Source organism: Flavobacterium jejuense (assembly GCF_006491595.2).
Classification (GTDB): domain Bacteria; phylum Bacteroidota; class Bacteroidia; order Flavobacteriales; family Flavobacteriaceae; genus Flavobacterium; species Flavobacterium jejuense.
In genome coordinates this window covers 64,863-81,944 of sequence record NZ_VEVQ02000015.1, presented here as the reverse complement: position 1 = coordinate 81,944, position 17,082 = coordinate 64,863, and the positions used below count along the sequence as shown (strand labels likewise).

The following is a 17,082-nucleotide window of genomic DNA, read 5'->3' as shown; positions in this document are numbered from 1 at the left end:
GATAAAAGATTAAAGCATATTTTTGTTACTCAAAATAACAAATAATAATATGAAAAAACTTTATTTAGGATGCCTTTTTATGGCATCACTTGTTCATTCTCAGATTAACACTTCTACAGGTGGTTCTTCAAATGTTTTGGCAAATTCTCCATCAACAAATACAAATGTGGGTATTGGAACTGATAATCCTGAAAATAAGCTTGAAGTTGTTGGGGATATTGGAGCTAATCAAGGAATTTTTACTAGTAATCAATTGGATGGGACTAGTTATGTTTCAGGAGCTGTTAGAAATGATGAATCTGTTGTTTTAGCAGTCGGAAAAAAAATTGGAAGTGGACCAGGATATGAAAAGACTAGAATGTTTAATGTCTTTGATTTCCCAATTTCAAATGAACAAACTCAGTCAAGAATTTGGCTTGGTATTGAAGACAGAAATGATATGGGGAGATATAGATTTTGGGCTTATGCAGGAGGCTCTTCAACAATGTATATGAGTAATAGAAACCAACAAGAATTTTTTAAAATATATGAAGATGGTTCAGATAATGTTTTTATGCATTTGCCTAATACGAATTCAAGAATCGTTATAGGAGGTTATGGTGATTACTTACCTGAACATAAATTTGTTGTAAGAGGGAGTTCAAAAATTGAAGGAAATATTTTAACAGATGCAAATATTGGAATAGGAACATCAACTTTTGTTGATGGCACAGATACATATAGGCTATCAGTAAAAGGAAAAATGAGAGCTGAAGAAGTAAAAGTGTATACGACTTGGGCAGATTATGTTTTTAACAAAGAATATCAATTACCTTCACTTGATGAAGTTGAAAGACATATTAAGGAAAAAGGTCATTTAATAAACGTACCTTCAGGAAAAGAAATTGAAGAGAAAGGCTTATTTGTAGGTGATATGACTAAAATTCAGCAAGAAAAGATTGAAGAATTAACACTTTATTTAATTCAACAAAAGAAAGAAATTGAAGAGTTAAAAACACAAATGAAACTATTATTAGAAAAATCTAAGTAATTAATAATATTTTTAATTATGAGAAAATTTTATATAATAGTATGCCTTTTTGTTTTATTTTTTTCCAATGCACAAGATTATAACAATAATTGGGTTTTAGGAAATTCAAATGTAGCATTTGATACAAGTTCTCCAACTTCTAGTGCTATTTCTAATTCAAATAAATATGGCTTTGCTTCAGTAAGTGATAGTAATGGGGATTTACTTTTTTACAGTGATGGTTGTAAAATTTATGATAGAACTTTTCAAGTGATGCAAAATGGAGTAATGCTTTATGGTTTAGGAGTCGACTATAATCGTGTGCAACCAGTAGTTATTGTGCCATTTCCAGATAATCCTTTAAAATATTACGTTTTCATTAGCTATATTGAAACTGTTCTAAGTAATAAAAATGCACTTAATAGGGCTTATGCTCCTTTAGTAAATTATTATTATTATATTGTCGATTTTAGTGATTCGTCATATCCAAATGGTAAAATGACCTATCCTACACAAGGTTTTGAATTATATATTAATGCGAGTCCTAATTATTTTGGACCACTTACTGTTGTGAAAAATGCTTCAAATGATGGTTATTTTGTAATTATTCATACTAATCCATCGTCATCTTACGGCGGTGAACTAAGAGCATATAAGATTACTTCTTCCGGTATTGATTTGAGTCCAGTGGTTACTAGTCTTTCAAATGACATAGGTTATGAAAATTTTTCTGATGACCTTCTTATGTCAAGCACTAAGTCCATCATGAGGTTTGGTTCAAATAATACTAGGTTTGGTGAACTTGTTATTACAAATACTTTTTTTCAAGGACCAAATACAAGTGGTTCATCAAGTAGTTTTTTTACGATGGATTTTAATAATACGACTGGTGTTTTTAGTAATTTTCAGATGATTGAAAGTGATTTTTCACCTTCTTATAATGATTTTGAATTTTCAGATGATTCAGAAAAAGTATATTTTGTGAACAATAATGTTTTTGTTAAAGATCTTACAAACTTAAGTTTACCTTATAGGAAATTGTCTGAATTTAACAACTCAAGTTTATTTCCTACGGCATACCATATACAAAGAGATAAAAATGAAAACTTAGCTATTAGTAACGTGAATTCTAATTTTTTATACAAAATTAATACAGCAGACTCATATGCAAATTCTGCAATAGATATTAATTACGTTACTATGAATTCAACATTGATTAGCCATTTTTTACCTCAGTTTATCTCTAGCTTTACTAGTACATGTGATCAATCTCTAGTTTTGAATTCTGAACCAAATTTAAATTTCACATATATTAATTATGCTAATATAACCACTCAAAATAGTTACAATTTGAGTTCAAATAATAACATAGGAATGTTTGCTAGTGATTTTATATTATTGAAGCCAGGAACAAGAATTAACTCTGGAGCAACTTACCTAGCTAGAATATTACCATGTAACGTTAATTCAGCAAGAATTAGTGATAGGAAAGTTGATTTACAAAATGATTTTGAAAAAGAAGCGAAAAAAATATTACTTTATCCAAACCCAAATAATGGTTTGTTTAGTATTAATCTGCCAGTTTCAGAAAGGAAATCTATTCTGGATTTGTATATTTTTGATATTGCCGGAAAAGTGATTTATCAAAATAAATATAAAGATCAAGAAATTACTATTTCATTGCAGAATATTGAAAAAGGAATTTACTTTGTGAAATTAATTTCAGAGGAAACTAATTTTATTTTTGAAGAAAAGTTTATAAAAAATTAAAAAGAGTATTAATTTTTAAAAGAATTAGAAAGAATAACACTTGTATTTTTTACAAGTGTTATTCTTTCTATTATATGTTTGTATTTAACTAGTTAATGTGTTATATAGATTTGAGACTTACTTTAGTATATAAATAAATATAAATAAAAATATAGGAATAATTTCTTGAGTACACATTCCTTAGAAATTCATATTTAATTCTTTGAAGTAGCGCTTTGTGTTCTGATTTATCTTTATTTAAACGATATGCTTTTTGTAATATTGTATAAGAAGATTGATGGAGTTTTTTTGTTTTTGGGTTATTTCTTTTATAAAAATGCGCTCCTAGTGAGTTCTTTAGTTCTCTTTTTTTTACTAATATTTTTGGAATGTACTGAAAGTTATAACTTCTTGATAGTCTCACCCATAAATCCAAATCTTCATAAGATAAACTTTCATCATAACCACCTAGACTTTCAAAAATATCTTTTCTAATCATTGATGCTACCGAACAAATTTTAGTGGATAAACTAATCACCATTTTGTAAATATCTCCACTTTGTGGATTTTCATTTTTCGAATAATAGTTGGATATAAAGTTATTATGCTTATCAATTAATTCAATATTACCATAAACAATAGCTACATTAGAGAAACTCGTGTTTTGAAAGGCTTTAACTTGTTCCTCTATGCAATTTGGTAGTAAAACATCATCAGCAGCAAGATCGATTATATATTCTCCTTTTACATGTTTAAATGCATTATTAAAAGTTTTTGTGTTACCTAAATTTGTAGTATTAGGAAAAAAAGGAATATTAGGATTACTTTTTAACCAATTTTCGATTACTGCTTTAGAATTATCCGTACTAAAATCATCAGCAATTATTAATTGAATGTTTGAATAGGATTGTTGTAAAACTGAATTTAAAGTTTCCTCGATATAAGGAGCATGATTATAAGAAAGGCAGATAACACTTACTAAAGGTAAATTTTGCATATTAAATTTAAAAGAGTATTTTCGGCTAAATTAATAAAATGTAATTAAATAAATGGATTCTAATAAAATTGAAAAAAAAAAGATAGCACTTATTGGTTATAAATTTTGTTATGGTGGTTTAGAGAAGGTTATGAGTGACCTTTCTATTTTGTTTGAAAAAAATCAATATCAAGTAGTAACCATAGTTTTAGATAAAGAAATTTGTTATCCAAATGGTGGTCAAATAATAGCATTAGGAAACGAAAATAAAATGGTAAAGTATCTAAAATTAAATTCCATTTTAAAGAAAAATAAATTTGATTATGTTATCGATTTCAGATATCGATTAAATCCATTTATGGAACTGTTGTTTTTATTTGTTTTTTATTATAAAACAAAAATAATATATACAATTCACAGTTCAAATAATAAAGCTTATTTTACAAAATATAAGTTTATAGCAAAGCTTATTTTAAAAAAAGTAAATAAATTTGTTAGTGTATCTAGAGTTATTAAAGAAAAATTGGAAATACAATACCATAAGATGGATATTGAAGTAATTCCAAACGGATTTGATTTAGATAAAGTCAATCAACTTTCATCTGTAAAAGGTAGTAAAGTTCCCAATTTTAATTTCATCATGGCTATGGGAAGGTTAGCAGAAGAAAAACAATTTGATAAATTAATTGAAATTTTCGCAAAATCAATTTTACCTTCAAAAAATATACACTTGTTGTTTTTGGGTAGTGGTGCGCAAGAAGCTTTTTTGAAAGAAAAATGCAAAATACTCCATGTTGAAAATAAAGTACATTTTTTAGGATTTCAAGATAATCCATATGTTTACCTGAGAAAAGCTTTGTTTTCAGTTTTATGTAGTTCTTATGAAGGTTTCCCAATGGTGATCCTGGAGTCTTTAGCAGTAGGAACACCTGTAATTTCTTTCGATTGTCCAACTGGACCTTCTGAAATGATTGTAAATGATGAGAATGGTTTGTTAGTTGAAAATCAAAATTTTGAAGAGTTTCAAACGAAAATGGAATGGTTAGTTGAAAACCCTAAGATCATTAAAGTCTACAAAGAAAACACTATGGCAAGTGTGGCTAAATTTGAAAATAAAATTATACTAGAAAAATGGAATTCGATATTAAAATGAATAAAATAAAATTTATTGAGATACCAAAAATAGAAGATAAAAGAGGTAATTTGTCTGTTATTGAAAAGGAGATAGTGCCTTTTGATATAAAAAGAGTGTATTATTTATATGACGTTCCTGCTGGTGCTGAAAGAGGAGGACATTCACATAAAGAAACAAAAGAGTTCTTAGTAGCTCTTTCAGGTAGTTTTGATGTTATAGTTAATGATGGAAAGACGACCAAATGTATTACATTAAGCAAACCTTATGAAGGATTATTAATTGAGAATGGTGTTTGGAGAGAATTAAATAATTTTTCATCTGGTTCTGTTTGTTTGGTTATTGCCTCAGAAGTTTTTGAAGAAGAAGATTATATTAGAGATTTTAATGAATTTTTAAAAAGTAAAAAGTAATGTTTATTAATAAAAAAACTTCTTTAATAACATTTGGAGATTTTATTGATTTGTATTTGAAAATAAAGGAAAAAGGGTTTAAAGCTATTTTTTTTAAACTTACAAAGTTAAATTATAGTGATAAAGTTTCTTCAAAATGGGATAATTATGTTAATGAATCAGATTTTTGGGTCATTCCAGAAATAAGAAATCATTGGAATAAAACTATTTCGGGAAATGAAAACGTATCTTATGAAGAGTATGTTTCAAAAAAATACTTTTCAGATAAGAAAAAGATAAGCTTACTCTCAATTGGTTGTGGTGAAGGACTTCATGAGCGAAATTTTTGCGAGTATTTACATTTTCAAAACGTTATAGGAATTGATATTTCTAATGAAAGTATAAAAATAGCTAAAAATAAATCAGAAGAAGAAAATAAGAAAATTACATACATAAGTTCTGATTTTTCTAAAGTTGATTTTAAAAATGAAAAATTTGATATAATACTATTTGATTCAAGTTTGCATCATTTTGAGAAAATTAATACATTTCTTAGAAATAATATAAAACCTATTTTGAATGAAAATGGAGTTTTAGTAGTTTTTGAATATTGTGGACCTAATAGACTACAATGGAAAAATAATCAAATAAAAAAATGTAATGATATTTTAAAAAAACTACCAAAAAAATTTAAAAAATTTCAAAAAATTAATTATATAAAAAAGAAAGTTTATCGACCAGGAATTTTAAGAATGTTTGCTGTAGATCCTTCAGAAGCTCCGGATTCAGAAAACTTGCAAAGTGCTTTACATAATAATTTTGATATATTAGAGGAAAAAAAGTTAGGATGGAATGTTATTCAACCTCTTTTTAAAGGAATAGCACATAATTTTTTAAATAAAAAGAAGGAAACAAAAGATTTGATTAAATATATAGTTAATGAAGAAGAAAATTTTTTAGAAGAAAATAATATAAAGAGTGATGCGATTTTTGGAGTTTATAAACTAAAAAATTAATTATATGTAGAGAACTCAATTCCTATAGTTTTTAATTTTCGCTTAAAAGAATAGAGTAATTTTAGAAAAAAAGAGGGTAAAGAAAATAAAATTTGATTTTGAATTCCTATGTTTTTTTTGTTAATGCTGTTAAATAATTTTTTCGCTCGTTTAGTTTTTCCAATGGATTTAAATTGAATAGCATAAAAAAACTTATATATATCTAAAAATTCTTTTAAGTATTTATTTTTAATTTCTTCTTCTTTAAATTGTTCAAAATTCATTAAAGACATCGTGTTAATATTTTGTTTTGATAGACTTTGAGGAACAATAAAATTATAAATTGCTGTAATTTTATTTGATAAAGCAACAGGGTATTTAATTCCTATTTTTGTCCATAATTCTATGTCTTCACCAATAGTTACAGAAGAATTAAATCCATTGTAAAATTCTAACACATACTTTGGTACAGCTGTGGCAGAAGTCCAAGAAATTCGAAAAGGTTTGTTAGAATAAAAATAATTGATAACAATTCCTCTGAAGTCTTTTTCAATTCCTCTAAACGAAATTTTTTGAAAATATTTCTTCGCAGTTTTAATTCTATATAAATTACAATACATTCCACAATTTGGAAAATCATGATATAATTTTACGATTTCTTCTAAATGATTTGGAAACCAATAATCGTCAGCGTCTAAAAAAGCAATTAGTTTTCCTTTAGATTTTTCAATACCAAAATTTCTTGCAGCTGCCACTCCTTTATTTTCTTGCTTGTAGATACAAATTCTATTATCTAAAAATTGATTGATAATTTCCAAACTTGAATCTGTTGAACCATCATCTATAATTATAATTTCATAATCAGTAAATCGTTGCTCAAGGACACTTTTTAAAGTTTCCTCGATATAATTGACTTTATTGTAAACTGGTATTATTACTGAAAATAAAGGCATAACTTTTTTTTTGCTATTAATATGGTTTCATTTTCTGAGAATCCATAATAATCATCTTTTCTAAAATTAAGGACTTTAATTGAAAAACCTATACTTTCTAATCGATCTTTTAATCCTTCAATTGAATAAATTCTTACATGATCTTCTTGTCCAAAATGTTTTAATCTTTCAATTTCTGAAATTATAGAATAATCTTCGTAGATGTCTCCTTCTTTAAAAGGTGTTTGTATTAGTAGAGTTCCTTCATTGGTTAAAATTCTATAGAGCTCTTTCATAGCTTTTATGTCATCAATTACATGCTCTAGAATATGAAAACAAATTATTAAATTATATTTATTATCTCTTTGATTAATATTGGTAATGTTAAATTTTACATCAGCAATAAAATCGCCAGATAAGTCCGATGCTGTATAGTTAATGTTTTTTTCTTTTTTCCATTTTCGAAATAAACTTCGTGAAGGTGAAAAATCTAAAATACCAAGGTCTTTTTTTAAATAATTTTCAGAAATAATCTTATATAACCTTCTATCTCTTGATAGGCTTCCACAATTTGGACATAAATTATCTTTATTTTGTAATATAATCCAATTTGTGTTTTTAAAATAGCAAATATTACAGAAATGATTGTTACCTTTTTTATTAATTGAATACAATTCTCTTAAATAGGGCTCTATTTTAAAAAGTATTTTTTTTGGTACAATTTTAACAATGCTATTTTTTATTCTACTATACATTTTTCTTTTTATTTAGTAAACAAAAATAACCTAGTTTATATAAATCAAATTGAATCAAATTTGGATTTAATGAATTAAGATTTGTTACTAATGAATTAGAAATTTTTTTAAATAAAAATATAAAAATAGTTTCTAAATGAAAGAATTTTAAAGAGCGATAAGCTTTAGTTATTTTTGTGTCGATATAGTTTAATTCACCATTTGTAATTAATTGATTGAGCATAGTAATTGCAGTTTCAGTCTTTTTTATAAAAGTCAAATTTGATTCAAAATTGTAATGAATTAAGTGATTTTCTATATGGAGGATTTCTGTATTACTTCTCCTTAAATCGTTAATAAAGATTAAATCTTCATAACCATAGTGTTTGATACTTGTTTTAAAAGGGTTATTAGAAATAATTTCTTTTTTTAATAGTAAATTCCATGAAAAAACAAAACTATACGGGTTTTTTTTTCTTTCAATTAAACTTTTAGTTTCTCGATAAGTCCCATATTTCCATCTTAATACTTTTTCTTTATTAGGTTTCTTTTTAGGATAAATAACACCTCCAAATATTATTTTTGTATTCTGATTAATATTTGAGATTAGAATTTCTAAATATTCTTTTTTTTCTGGAAATGAGTCAGCTTCCATTATAAGAACATTTTCATATTTAGCTTTTGAATTTAGTAAATTAATATTTTTTCCTCTACCTAAATTTTCTTTATTAATTTCAAACGAACAGTTCTCTAATTCATTTATTTTAGAATTTTCTTCAATAAATAATGAGCTAAAGTCATCTTGAACTAAAATTTCATAATCGATAGATAATAAATCGGCTTGCTCTTTTAATTCCAAAACTAAAGGATAAGTATTGTAATTATATGTAGGAACTAAAATTGATAGCATTATACAGTTCTTTGTACTACTTCAAATACTTTCCCACTTTCAAATTTTAAGGTCTTAGCAGGAAATTTCAATAATAAGGCATAGTCATGCGTTGCCATAATAATAGTTTTTCCAGAGCTATTAATTTTTCTCAATACATCCATAACTTCAACACTAGTTTGTGGGTCTAAGTTACCAGTTGGTTCATCAGCTAAAATTAATTCAGGATTATTCAATAGAGCTCTTGCAATTGCTATTCGCTGTTGTTCTCCACCAGATAACTGATGTGGCATTTTTGATTGGTAATTTATCATTCCCACTTTATTCAATACTTCTTCAATTTTTACATTCATTTCTTCAGCAACTGTCCATCCTGTAGCTTTTAAAACAAAAAGAAGATTTTCCTTTACATTTCTATCAGGTAATAATTTAAAATCTTGAAAAACAACACCTAGTTTTCTTCTTAGATAGGGAATATCTTTCTCTTTTAAATCTCGTAAATCATAATCTACAATAGTTCCTTCTCCCATACTTAAAGGTAAATCCGCATAAAGTGTTTTTAAAAAACTACTTTTCCCAGCTCCAGTTTTACCTATTAAATAAATAAATTCCCCATTTTTAACTTCTAGGTTAACATTAGTTAAAACTGGATTTTTTTCTTGAAAAATAGAAATATCTTTTAATGAAAGAATACTTTGTGACATGGTTTACAAAAGTTTTATGCAGTAAAAGTAAGAACTTACTACTCGCTTTCAAAATTTAAAATCTATTTCATTGAAAAATTAATAATTATTATAAAAACTTGTTTATAAATTATTACAATAATATGTTAATGTGCTTCGTTAATACTTTTAGATAATCTTATCTTTGAAGTCTATTAAAACCAATCGAAATGATAAAAATCTTAAGAATTTCTTTATTTCTACTTTTTGTAAGTCCAACCATTTTGGCACAACAATCGTCTATCTACACGCATGATTTAAAGGAATATGATAGAGCAATTGCTTTGTATAAAGACAAGCAGTATCAATCTGCTCAAATTCTATTTGAAAACATTAAAAATCAAATTTCCAATCAGGAAGTTCAATCAGATTGTGCTTATTATATTGCTAATTGTGCTATTCGCTTAAATCAAATGGGAGCAGATGATTTAATTGAAAAATTTGTGGAAGATTATCCTACTAGTACAAAACAAAATCAGGCTTATATAGAAGTAGCCCATTATTATTTTGATCAAGGAAGTTATGCTAAGTCTTTAGAATGGTTTGATAAAGTAGATGAGAGTAGTATGTCGTATGAAGATCAAGAAAAATATAATTTTCAAAAAGGATATTCTTATTTTACAGCAAAGAATACTACAGAAGCTTCTAAATATTTTAATAAAGTAATTAATTCAAAAACTTTTGGAAGTCAGGCAAAATATTATTTAGGATATATGTCTTATGAAACTGATGATTATGATAATGCTAATCAATATTTTGACCAAGTACAGGATAAGGATAAGTACAAGGAAAAAATGGGCTATTTTCAGGCAGATATGAATTTTAAATTGGGGAAATTTCAAAAAGCAATTGATTTAGGTTTGGAACAATTACCAAAGTCTAATGCCATTGAAAAAAGTGAATTGTCTAAGATTATTGGAGAAAGTTACTTCAATTTGAAACAGTATGATAAAGCATTACCCTATCTGTTAGATTACAGAGGAAAAAGAGGGAAATGGAATAATACTGATTATTATCAATTAGGGTATGCTTATTACCAACAAAAAGATTATGAAAATGCAATTGCCCAATTTAATAAAATTATAAATGGAAATGATTTTGTTGCACAAAATGCTTATTATCATTTAGCTGAAAGTTATTTAAATACAGATAAAAAACAACAAGCTCTAAATGCTTTTAAAACAGCTTCAGAAATGGAGTTCAATCTTAAAATTCAAGAGGATGCCTATTTGAATTATGCTAAACTAAGCTACGAAATTGGTAATCCTTATCAATCTGTTCCAGAAGTTTTAAATGCATATTTGGATAAATATCCTAATAACCCTAACAAACAAGAAATTAATAACCTTTTGATTAGTTCTTATATCACTTCTAAGAATTATAAAGAAGCTCTGATTCTTTTAGAAAAGAATAAAACTCCAGAGAATAAGTTGGCTTATCAAAAAGTATTGTTTTATAGAGGCTTAGAACAATATACAGATAGTAACTATCAAGATGCTTTTTCTTTATTTAAAAAATCAATTTCTGAAAATAAAGATCCTAAATTTACAGCTCGTGCTACTTTTTGGAAAGCTGAAACTGAGTATAATTTAGATCAGTATAACGAGGCTATGCTTAGTTTTAAGCAGTTTATAAATGAAAAAGAAGCTGCTTCAACACCAGAATTCATAAATGTAAATTACAATTTGGCTTATTCTTATTTTAAGTTAAAAGAATATGAAAGTGCCATTACTCATTTTACCAATTTTATCTCAGAAGTAAAAAATGATAATGTAAGAAAAAATGATGCTTATCTTAGATTAGGAGATTGTAATTTTATTTCAGCTAAATATTGGCCAGCCATGGAAGCTTACAATAAAGCAATTGAAATGAAAAGTGTTAATGCAGATTATGCTGCTTTTCAAAAAGGAATTAGTTACGGTTTCGTAGGTAAAAATGATAAGAAAATTGACGATTTAGAGAAATTTGTAAAAACGTATCCAAATTCACAATATGCAGACGATGCTTTGTATGAATTAGGAAATACTTATGTTAACATTGAAAATGAATCGAAAGCAATAGGAACCTATGATAAGTTAATAGCTAATTATAAGACAAGTTCTTATGTTTCTAAATCGATTTTAAAACAAGGGTTAATTTATTATAATAACAATAAGAGTGAACCTGCTTTAGTTAAATTCAAAAAAGTAGCTGCTGAATTTCCAAATTCTCCGGAATCATTACAGGCTGTTTCAACTGCACGTTTAATTTATATTGATAATGGTAGAGTAGATGAGTATTCTGATTGGGTGAAAACATTAAGTTTTGTAGAAGTTTCTGATGCTGATTTAGACAATACTACTTATGAATCTGCAGAAAAACAATTTTTACAAAATAATTCAAAACAAGCTATTTCAGGTTTTAGTAGCTATGTAGCTAAGTTCCCTAATGGACTTCATGCTTTAAACGCTAATTTTTATTTAGCACAATTGTATTTTGCGGATGGATTAGAAAGCAATTCAATTAAACATTATGAATTCGTAGTGAACCAATCTAGAAATGAATTTACTGAACAAGCGTTAGCACGTTTATGTCAAGTTTATTTGAAAGCTAGTGATTATAATAAAGCAATCCCTGTATTAAAACGTCTTGAAAGTGAAGCCGATTTCCCTCAAAATAAGACATATGCTCAATCTAATTTGATGAAATCGTATTATGAAAAGGAAAATTATAATCAAGCTGTTGTTTATGCTGAAAAAGTATTAGCAAATGATAAAATTGATAACCGAATTAAAAGTGATGCACAAATTATTATAGCTCGTTCTGCTATAAAAAATAATGATGAAACTAAGGCAAAACAAGCTTATTCTGACTTATTAAAAATCGCTAAAGGAGAATTAGCCGCTGAAGCACTTTATTATGACGCTTATTTCAAAAATAAGGAAGGTAACTTTGAAGGATCTAACATAATTGTTCAAAAAATAGCAAAAGATTATTCTGGTTATAAATACTATGGAGCAAAAGGATTGGTAATTATGGCTAAAAATTTCTACGGTTTAAAGGATAGTTTCCAAGCTACGTATATTTTAGATAGTGTGATTAAAAACTTCACAGATTATCCAGATGTAGTAGAAGAAGCTAAAAAAGAATTAGCCAAAATAAAAACGGAAGAATCAAAAACAAACTCATCAATTACTAATTAATTCGTTACTAGTTACCACGCTAATTTTTTAGCATTCTAAAAATAATATTAGATATGAACAAATTCAAAATATATTTTTCAATAGTAATCATTTTAATAATGACTCAGTTTTCATTTGCACAAGTAAAAGATGAAAATATTGGATCTGAAGTAGTTAATATAGTAAAAGCTTACTCTCCAACCATTTCTGACGCTTTTAAAGTAAAAGAAACACCAGTTATGGAAGATGAAGATAATTCACAAAAAGAAGTAATTAAATATAATATTTTTTCTTTCCCTGTGGCTTCAACTTTTACACCTGCAAAAGGAAAAGCTGCTGCTGTTGACAAATCAGAAAGAGAAAAAATATATCGCAATTACGCAACTTTAGGTTTCGGAAGCTTTTCTACAGCAAATGCTGAATTATTTATTACAGAAAATTTTGGTCGTAATAGTTATGTAGGAGGAATGCTTCGTCATTTATCTTCTCAAGGAGGAATAAAAGATGTAGTGTTAGATGATAAGTACTATAATACAAGTTTAGATGTAACTTATGGCTCACGTGAAAGAGATATGAGTTGGAATGTTGATTTAGCTGTTAAAAATCAAATTTACAATTGGTATGGTTTGCCAACTTCAACTATTGCATTTGATGAAGCTACAATTGCTGCTATTGATCCAAAACAGTCTTATAATACTATTGCTTTAGGTGGAAAATTAAGTATGGAAAAAAGCTTTTTAAACGAAGCAAGTTTGCAATTCAAAAGATTTTCCGATGCTTTTGGTTCAGGAGAAAATCGCTTTTTTGTAAAACCAAATTTTGATATAGATGTAATGGAGCAAAAAATAAAAGCTAATTTTATTTTGGACTATGTTGGAGGTAAATTTGAGAAAGATTATCAAGCTATTGATGAAATAAAATACAGTAATATTATTTTTGGTACAAAACCAAGTATTCTTTATCAGCAAGATGATTTATCTGTTGATTTAGGAGTTGGAGTTTTCTACACAACTGGAAAAATAAATGGAGAAAGTGATAGTAAAATATTTGTGTATCCAAATGTAAAGGCTTCTTATAGAATTGTTGGAGATATTTTAGTGGGTTATGCTGGTGCTGAAGGTGGTTTAAACCAAAATTCTTATGCTGAATTTGTTGACCAAAATCCTTTTGTTTCTCCAACACTTTTTGTTTCTCCAACAGATAATAAATACGATATCTATGTTGGAGTAAAAGGTAAACTAGCTAATTCTGTTGCTTTCAACGTTAGAGGAACATTAAAAAATGAAGATTATAAACCCTTATTTGTGAGCAATGAATATGTTTTCGGAAATGCAAATGAAGAAGGATATACTAATGGAAATTCATTTGATATATTGTATGACAATGTAAAAACAGTTAGTATTTTTGGTGAAATAAAAGCCGATTTCTCAAAGCATGTCACTTTTGGAATTAATGGGACTTACAATAACTACACAACCGATGTTCAGTCAGAAGCTTGGAATTTACCACAACTGAATATTGGAGCAACGTTAGATTTTGATATCACTAATAAGTGGTATGCTGGAACCAATATTTTCTTTGTTGGCGAACGAAAAGATAGAGTTTCTGTTCAGAGTATAGCTGCTGTTTTTCCTCCACAATTTGATCTTCAAGAAGTTACTTTAGATAGTTATTTCGATTTGAATGCTCATATTGGCTATAAATACAATGACCGACTTACCGCTTTTTTAAGAGGAAATAATTTAGCAAACCAACAATATAACCGTTGGGCAAATTTCCCTGTGCAAGGTATTCAGGTTTTGTTAGGAGCTAATTATAAGTTTGATTTTTAAAAGTTAACCACAAGGTTTGCAAAGTATATGCAAAGCACACAAAATAATTGTAATTTTGTGTGCTTTGCGCCTTTTTAGTGCTCTTAGTGTTCAAAACAATAAAATGACTTTAAAAGAAAAAATATACAATCACTATCAACTTTTATTAGAGGAGAAAATAAAAACATTCCAGAAGATGATTGCTGATTTAGCTCAGGATGCTCAAAACGATGCTAAGGGTTCAGCGGGTGATAAACATGAAACTGCTTTGTCCATGATGCATTTGGAACAAGAAAAACTTAATCAAAAAGTAAAAGAAGCTTTAGATCAGAAAAGTGTTTTGGATAGTATAGAGATCTCAAAAGTAAGTAAAAAAGTATGTTTAGGTAGTTTAGTGTTTACTAATTCGTTTACGTTTTTCATTAGTCAAGCTTTGCCAAAAATAACTATACAAGGAAAGGATATTATAGCACTTTCTCCAAAATCTCCTCTCGGAATACAAATGATGAGTAAAAAACCGTTAGATGAATTTGCATTCAATACTATAAACTACAAAATAATAGCTTTGGAATAGAAAACCACTTTCATGAAAGTGGTTTTTTTATAAATTGTAATTTTTTGTAAGCATAAACCCATTTTTTACTTTCAATTAATAACTTAATTTTATTTTTTACTTTTTATTTATAATTAATTTTGTTTATGTTGTTTATTATTCATACCTAATGTGCCAAATTTGCTTCATCAAATAAACAATTATTTAGTTTTTAGATATTAACTTTAAACTTTCAAACCTTTAAAACAAACAAATATGTGTGGAATTGTATGTGCTTTCGATTTAAAACAAAAAGCTGAAACGTTAAGACCTCAGGTTTTAGAAATGTCAAAAATTATTCGTCATAGAGGACCAGATTGGAGTGGAATATATAGTAATGAAAAAGCTATATTAGCTCACGAACGGTTAGCAATTGTTGATCCAGCTTCTGGAAAACAACCTTTATTTACAAAAGATAAAAGTTTGGTTTTAGCGGCAAATGGTGAAATTTACAATCACAGAGAATTACGTAAGCAATTTGAAGGGAAATATGAGTTTTTAACAGAAAGTGATTGTGAAGTAATTTTAGCTTTATACAAAGAGAAAGGACCAAGTTTCGTAGATGAAATGAATGGGATATTTGGTTTTGCACTTTATGATGTTGAGAAAGATGAATATTTCATTGCAAGAGATCACATGGGAATAATCCCTTTGTATATAGGTTGGGATCAAAATGGCACTTTTTATGTAGCTTCTGAGTTAAAAGCATTAGAAGGATATTGTACAAAAATTCAATTATTTCCTCCAGGACATTATATGACAAGTAAAGATGGTGAATTCGTTCAATGGTATAAAAGAGAGTGGACAGAATATGATGCTGTTAAAGAAAATGCTACAAGTATTGAAGCGATAAAAACAGCATTAGAAGCAGCTGTAAAAAGACAATTAATGAGTGATGTGCCTTATGGAGTATTGCTTTCAGGAGGATTAGATTCGTCTATAACTTCAGCAATAGCAAAGAAGTATGCTCAAAAAAGAATTGAATCTGGAGACACTTCTGAGGCTTGGTATCCTCAATTGCATTCTTTTGCAGTAGGTTTAGAAGGTTCACCAGATTTGGCAGCAGCCCAAAAAGTAGCGGATCACTTAGGAACGATACATCATGAAATAAAATTTACGATTCAAGAAGGTTTAGACGCTATTAGAGATGTGATTTTTAATATTGAAACTTATGATGTGACTACTATTAGAGCCTCAACTCCTATGTATTTAATGGCCAGGGTTATTAAGTCAATGGGAATTAAAATGGTGTTGTCTGGTGAAGGTTCTGATGAACTGTTTGGAGGATATTTGTATTTTCATAAAGCGCCTAATGCTCAAGAATTTCATGAAGAAACGGTTCGTAAATTAAGTAAGTTGCATATGTATGATTGTCTTCGTGCGAATAAAAGTTTAGCTGCTTGGGGAATTGAAGGACGAGTTCCTTTCTTAGATAAAGAATTTATGGATGTAGCCATGCGAATTAACCCTCAAGATAAAATGATTAATGGAGAACGTATGGAAAAATGGGTATTAAGAAAAGCTTTTGAAGATATGTTACCTGCAAGTGTTGCTTGGAGACAAAAAGAACAGTTTAGTGATGGAGTAGGGTACAGTTGGATAGATACTTTAAAAGAATTAGTGGCCAAAGAAGTTTCAGATGAGCAATTAGCAAATGCGAAATATAAGTTTCCTATTCAGACACCAACTTCTAAAGAAGAATATTACTATCGTTCTATTTTTACAGAACACTTTCCAAGTGATGCAGCTGCTTTAAGTGTGCCTCAAGAAGCAAGTGTGGCTTGTAGTACAAAAATTGCTTTGGAATGGGACGAAGCATTCAAAAACATGAATGATCCATCAGGTAGAGCAGTTGCAAATGTTCATGATGATGCCTATGTTACACAATGATAATTTTAAATCAATAGGAAAGAATAAATTACTAATCTTAAAATAATTTATATAGATTGTCATAAAAAAAACACTTGCAAAACCTTTTCTGCAAGTGT

General features: G+C 27.7%; 14 protein-coding genes. 9 read left to right on the top strand and 5 right to left on the bottom strand.

Going from position 1 to position 17,082, the window contains the following annotated elements; all coding sequences use genetic code 11:
* Positions 1-49: 49 nt before the first annotated feature.
* Together FIA58_RS17985 and FIA58_RS17980 are read left to right on the top strand one after the other, a co-directional pair.
* Complete coding sequence (locus FIA58_RS17985) at positions 50-1,030, top strand: SlyX family protein (protein WP_140964086.1); 981 nt, start codon at positions 50-52, stop codon at positions 1,028-1,030.
* An 18-nt stretch (positions 1,031-1,048) separates the two neighbouring features.
* Positions 1,049-2,779, top strand: coding sequence for a T9SS type A sorting domain-containing protein (locus FIA58_RS17980; protein ID WP_140964085.1), 1,731 nt, complete (start codon positions 1,049-1,051; stop codon positions 2,777-2,779).
* Between the two features lie 100 nt (positions 2,780-2,879).
* Here FIA58_RS17980 and FIA58_RS17975 read toward each other — a convergent pair whose 3' ends face one another.
* Positions 2,880-3,755 (bottom strand): glycosyltransferase family 2 protein, encoded by an 876-nt coding sequence (locus tag FIA58_RS17975; RefSeq protein WP_140964084.1) that lies wholly within the window; start codon positions 3,753-3,755, stop codon positions 2,880-2,882.
* A gap of 52 nt (positions 3,756-3,807) precedes the next feature.
* Between FIA58_RS17975 and FIA58_RS17970 the strand changes: the two genes are divergently transcribed.
* From FIA58_RS17970 to FIA58_RS17960, 3 genes are read left to right on the top strand one after another with little or no spacing between them, the layout of a single operon-like run.
* Positions 3,808-4,887, top strand: a complete 1,080-nt coding sequence (locus FIA58_RS17970) for a glycosyltransferase (RefSeq protein WP_140964083.1) — start codon at positions 3,808-3,810, stop codon at positions 4,885-4,887.
* Entirely contained in the window at positions 4,884-5,279 is a 396-nt protein-coding gene (locus FIA58_RS17965; RefSeq protein ID WP_140964082.1) for a sugar 3,4-ketoisomerase, read from the top strand. The genes FIA58_RS17970 and FIA58_RS17965 overlap by 4 nt, the downstream gene beginning before the upstream one ends.
* Positions 5,279-6,274 (top strand): class I SAM-dependent methyltransferase, encoded by a 996-nt coding sequence (locus FIA58_RS17960; protein ID WP_140964081.1) that lies wholly within the window; start codon positions 5,279-5,281, stop codon positions 6,272-6,274. Before FIA58_RS17965 ends, FIA58_RS17960 begins: the two co-directional genes overlap by 1 nt.
* Here FIA58_RS17960 and FIA58_RS17955 read toward each other — a convergent pair.
* From FIA58_RS17955 to FIA58_RS17940, 4 genes are read right to left on the bottom strand one after another with little or no spacing between them, the layout of a single operon-like run.
* The gene (locus FIA58_RS17955; RefSeq protein WP_140964080.1) at positions 6,271-7,206 is read right to left on the bottom strand and encodes a glycosyltransferase family 2 protein; all 936 of its coding nucleotides are present in this window, start codon (positions 7,204-7,206) and stop codon (positions 6,271-6,273) included. The two genes, FIA58_RS17960 and FIA58_RS17955, sit on opposite strands and share 4 nt — an antisense overlap.
* Positions 7,188-7,940: a class I SAM-dependent methyltransferase gene (locus FIA58_RS17950; protein ID WP_140964079.1), complete on the bottom strand. Its 753-nt coding sequence runs from the start codon at positions 7,938-7,940 to the stop codon at positions 7,188-7,190. Before FIA58_RS17950 ends, FIA58_RS17955 begins: the two co-directional genes overlap by 19 nt.
* Positions 7,933-8,829: a glycosyltransferase gene (locus FIA58_RS17945; RefSeq protein WP_140964078.1), complete on the bottom strand. Its 897-nt coding sequence runs from the start codon at positions 8,827-8,829 to the stop codon at positions 7,933-7,935. Before FIA58_RS17945 ends, FIA58_RS17950 begins: the two co-directional genes overlap by 8 nt.
* Positions 8,829-9,512 (bottom strand): cell division ATP-binding protein FtsE, encoded by a 684-nt coding sequence (locus tag FIA58_RS17940; protein WP_140964077.1) that lies wholly within the window; start codon positions 9,510-9,512, stop codon positions 8,829-8,831. The genes FIA58_RS17945 and FIA58_RS17940 overlap by 1 nt, the downstream gene beginning before the upstream one ends.
* 188 nt (positions 9,513-9,700) lie before the next feature.
* Here FIA58_RS17940 and FIA58_RS17935 point away from each other — a divergent pair, with 188 nt between their 5' ends.
* From FIA58_RS17935 to asnB, 4 genes are all read left to right on the top strand, one after another.
* Positions 9,701-12,712, top strand: a complete 3,012-nt coding sequence (locus FIA58_RS17935; protein ID WP_140964076.1) for a tetratricopeptide repeat protein — start codon at positions 9,701-9,703, stop codon at positions 12,710-12,712.
* A gap of 53 nt (positions 12,713-12,765) precedes the next feature.
* Complete coding sequence (locus tag FIA58_RS17930; protein WP_140964075.1) at positions 12,766-14,523, top strand: porin family protein; 1,758 nt, start codon at positions 12,766-12,768, stop codon at positions 14,521-14,523.
* Positions 14,524-14,626: 103 nt separating this feature from the next.
* Positions 14,627-15,076 (top strand): hypothetical protein, encoded by a 450-nt coding sequence (locus FIA58_RS17925; protein WP_140964074.1) that lies wholly within the window; start codon positions 14,627-14,629, stop codon positions 15,074-15,076.
* Between the two features lie 234 nt (positions 15,077-15,310).
* Positions 15,311-16,984, top strand: coding sequence for an asparagine synthase B (asnB, locus tag FIA58_RS17920; protein WP_140964073.1), 1,674 nt, complete (start codon positions 15,311-15,313; stop codon positions 16,982-16,984).
* Positions 16,985-17,082: the final 98 nt, after the last annotated feature.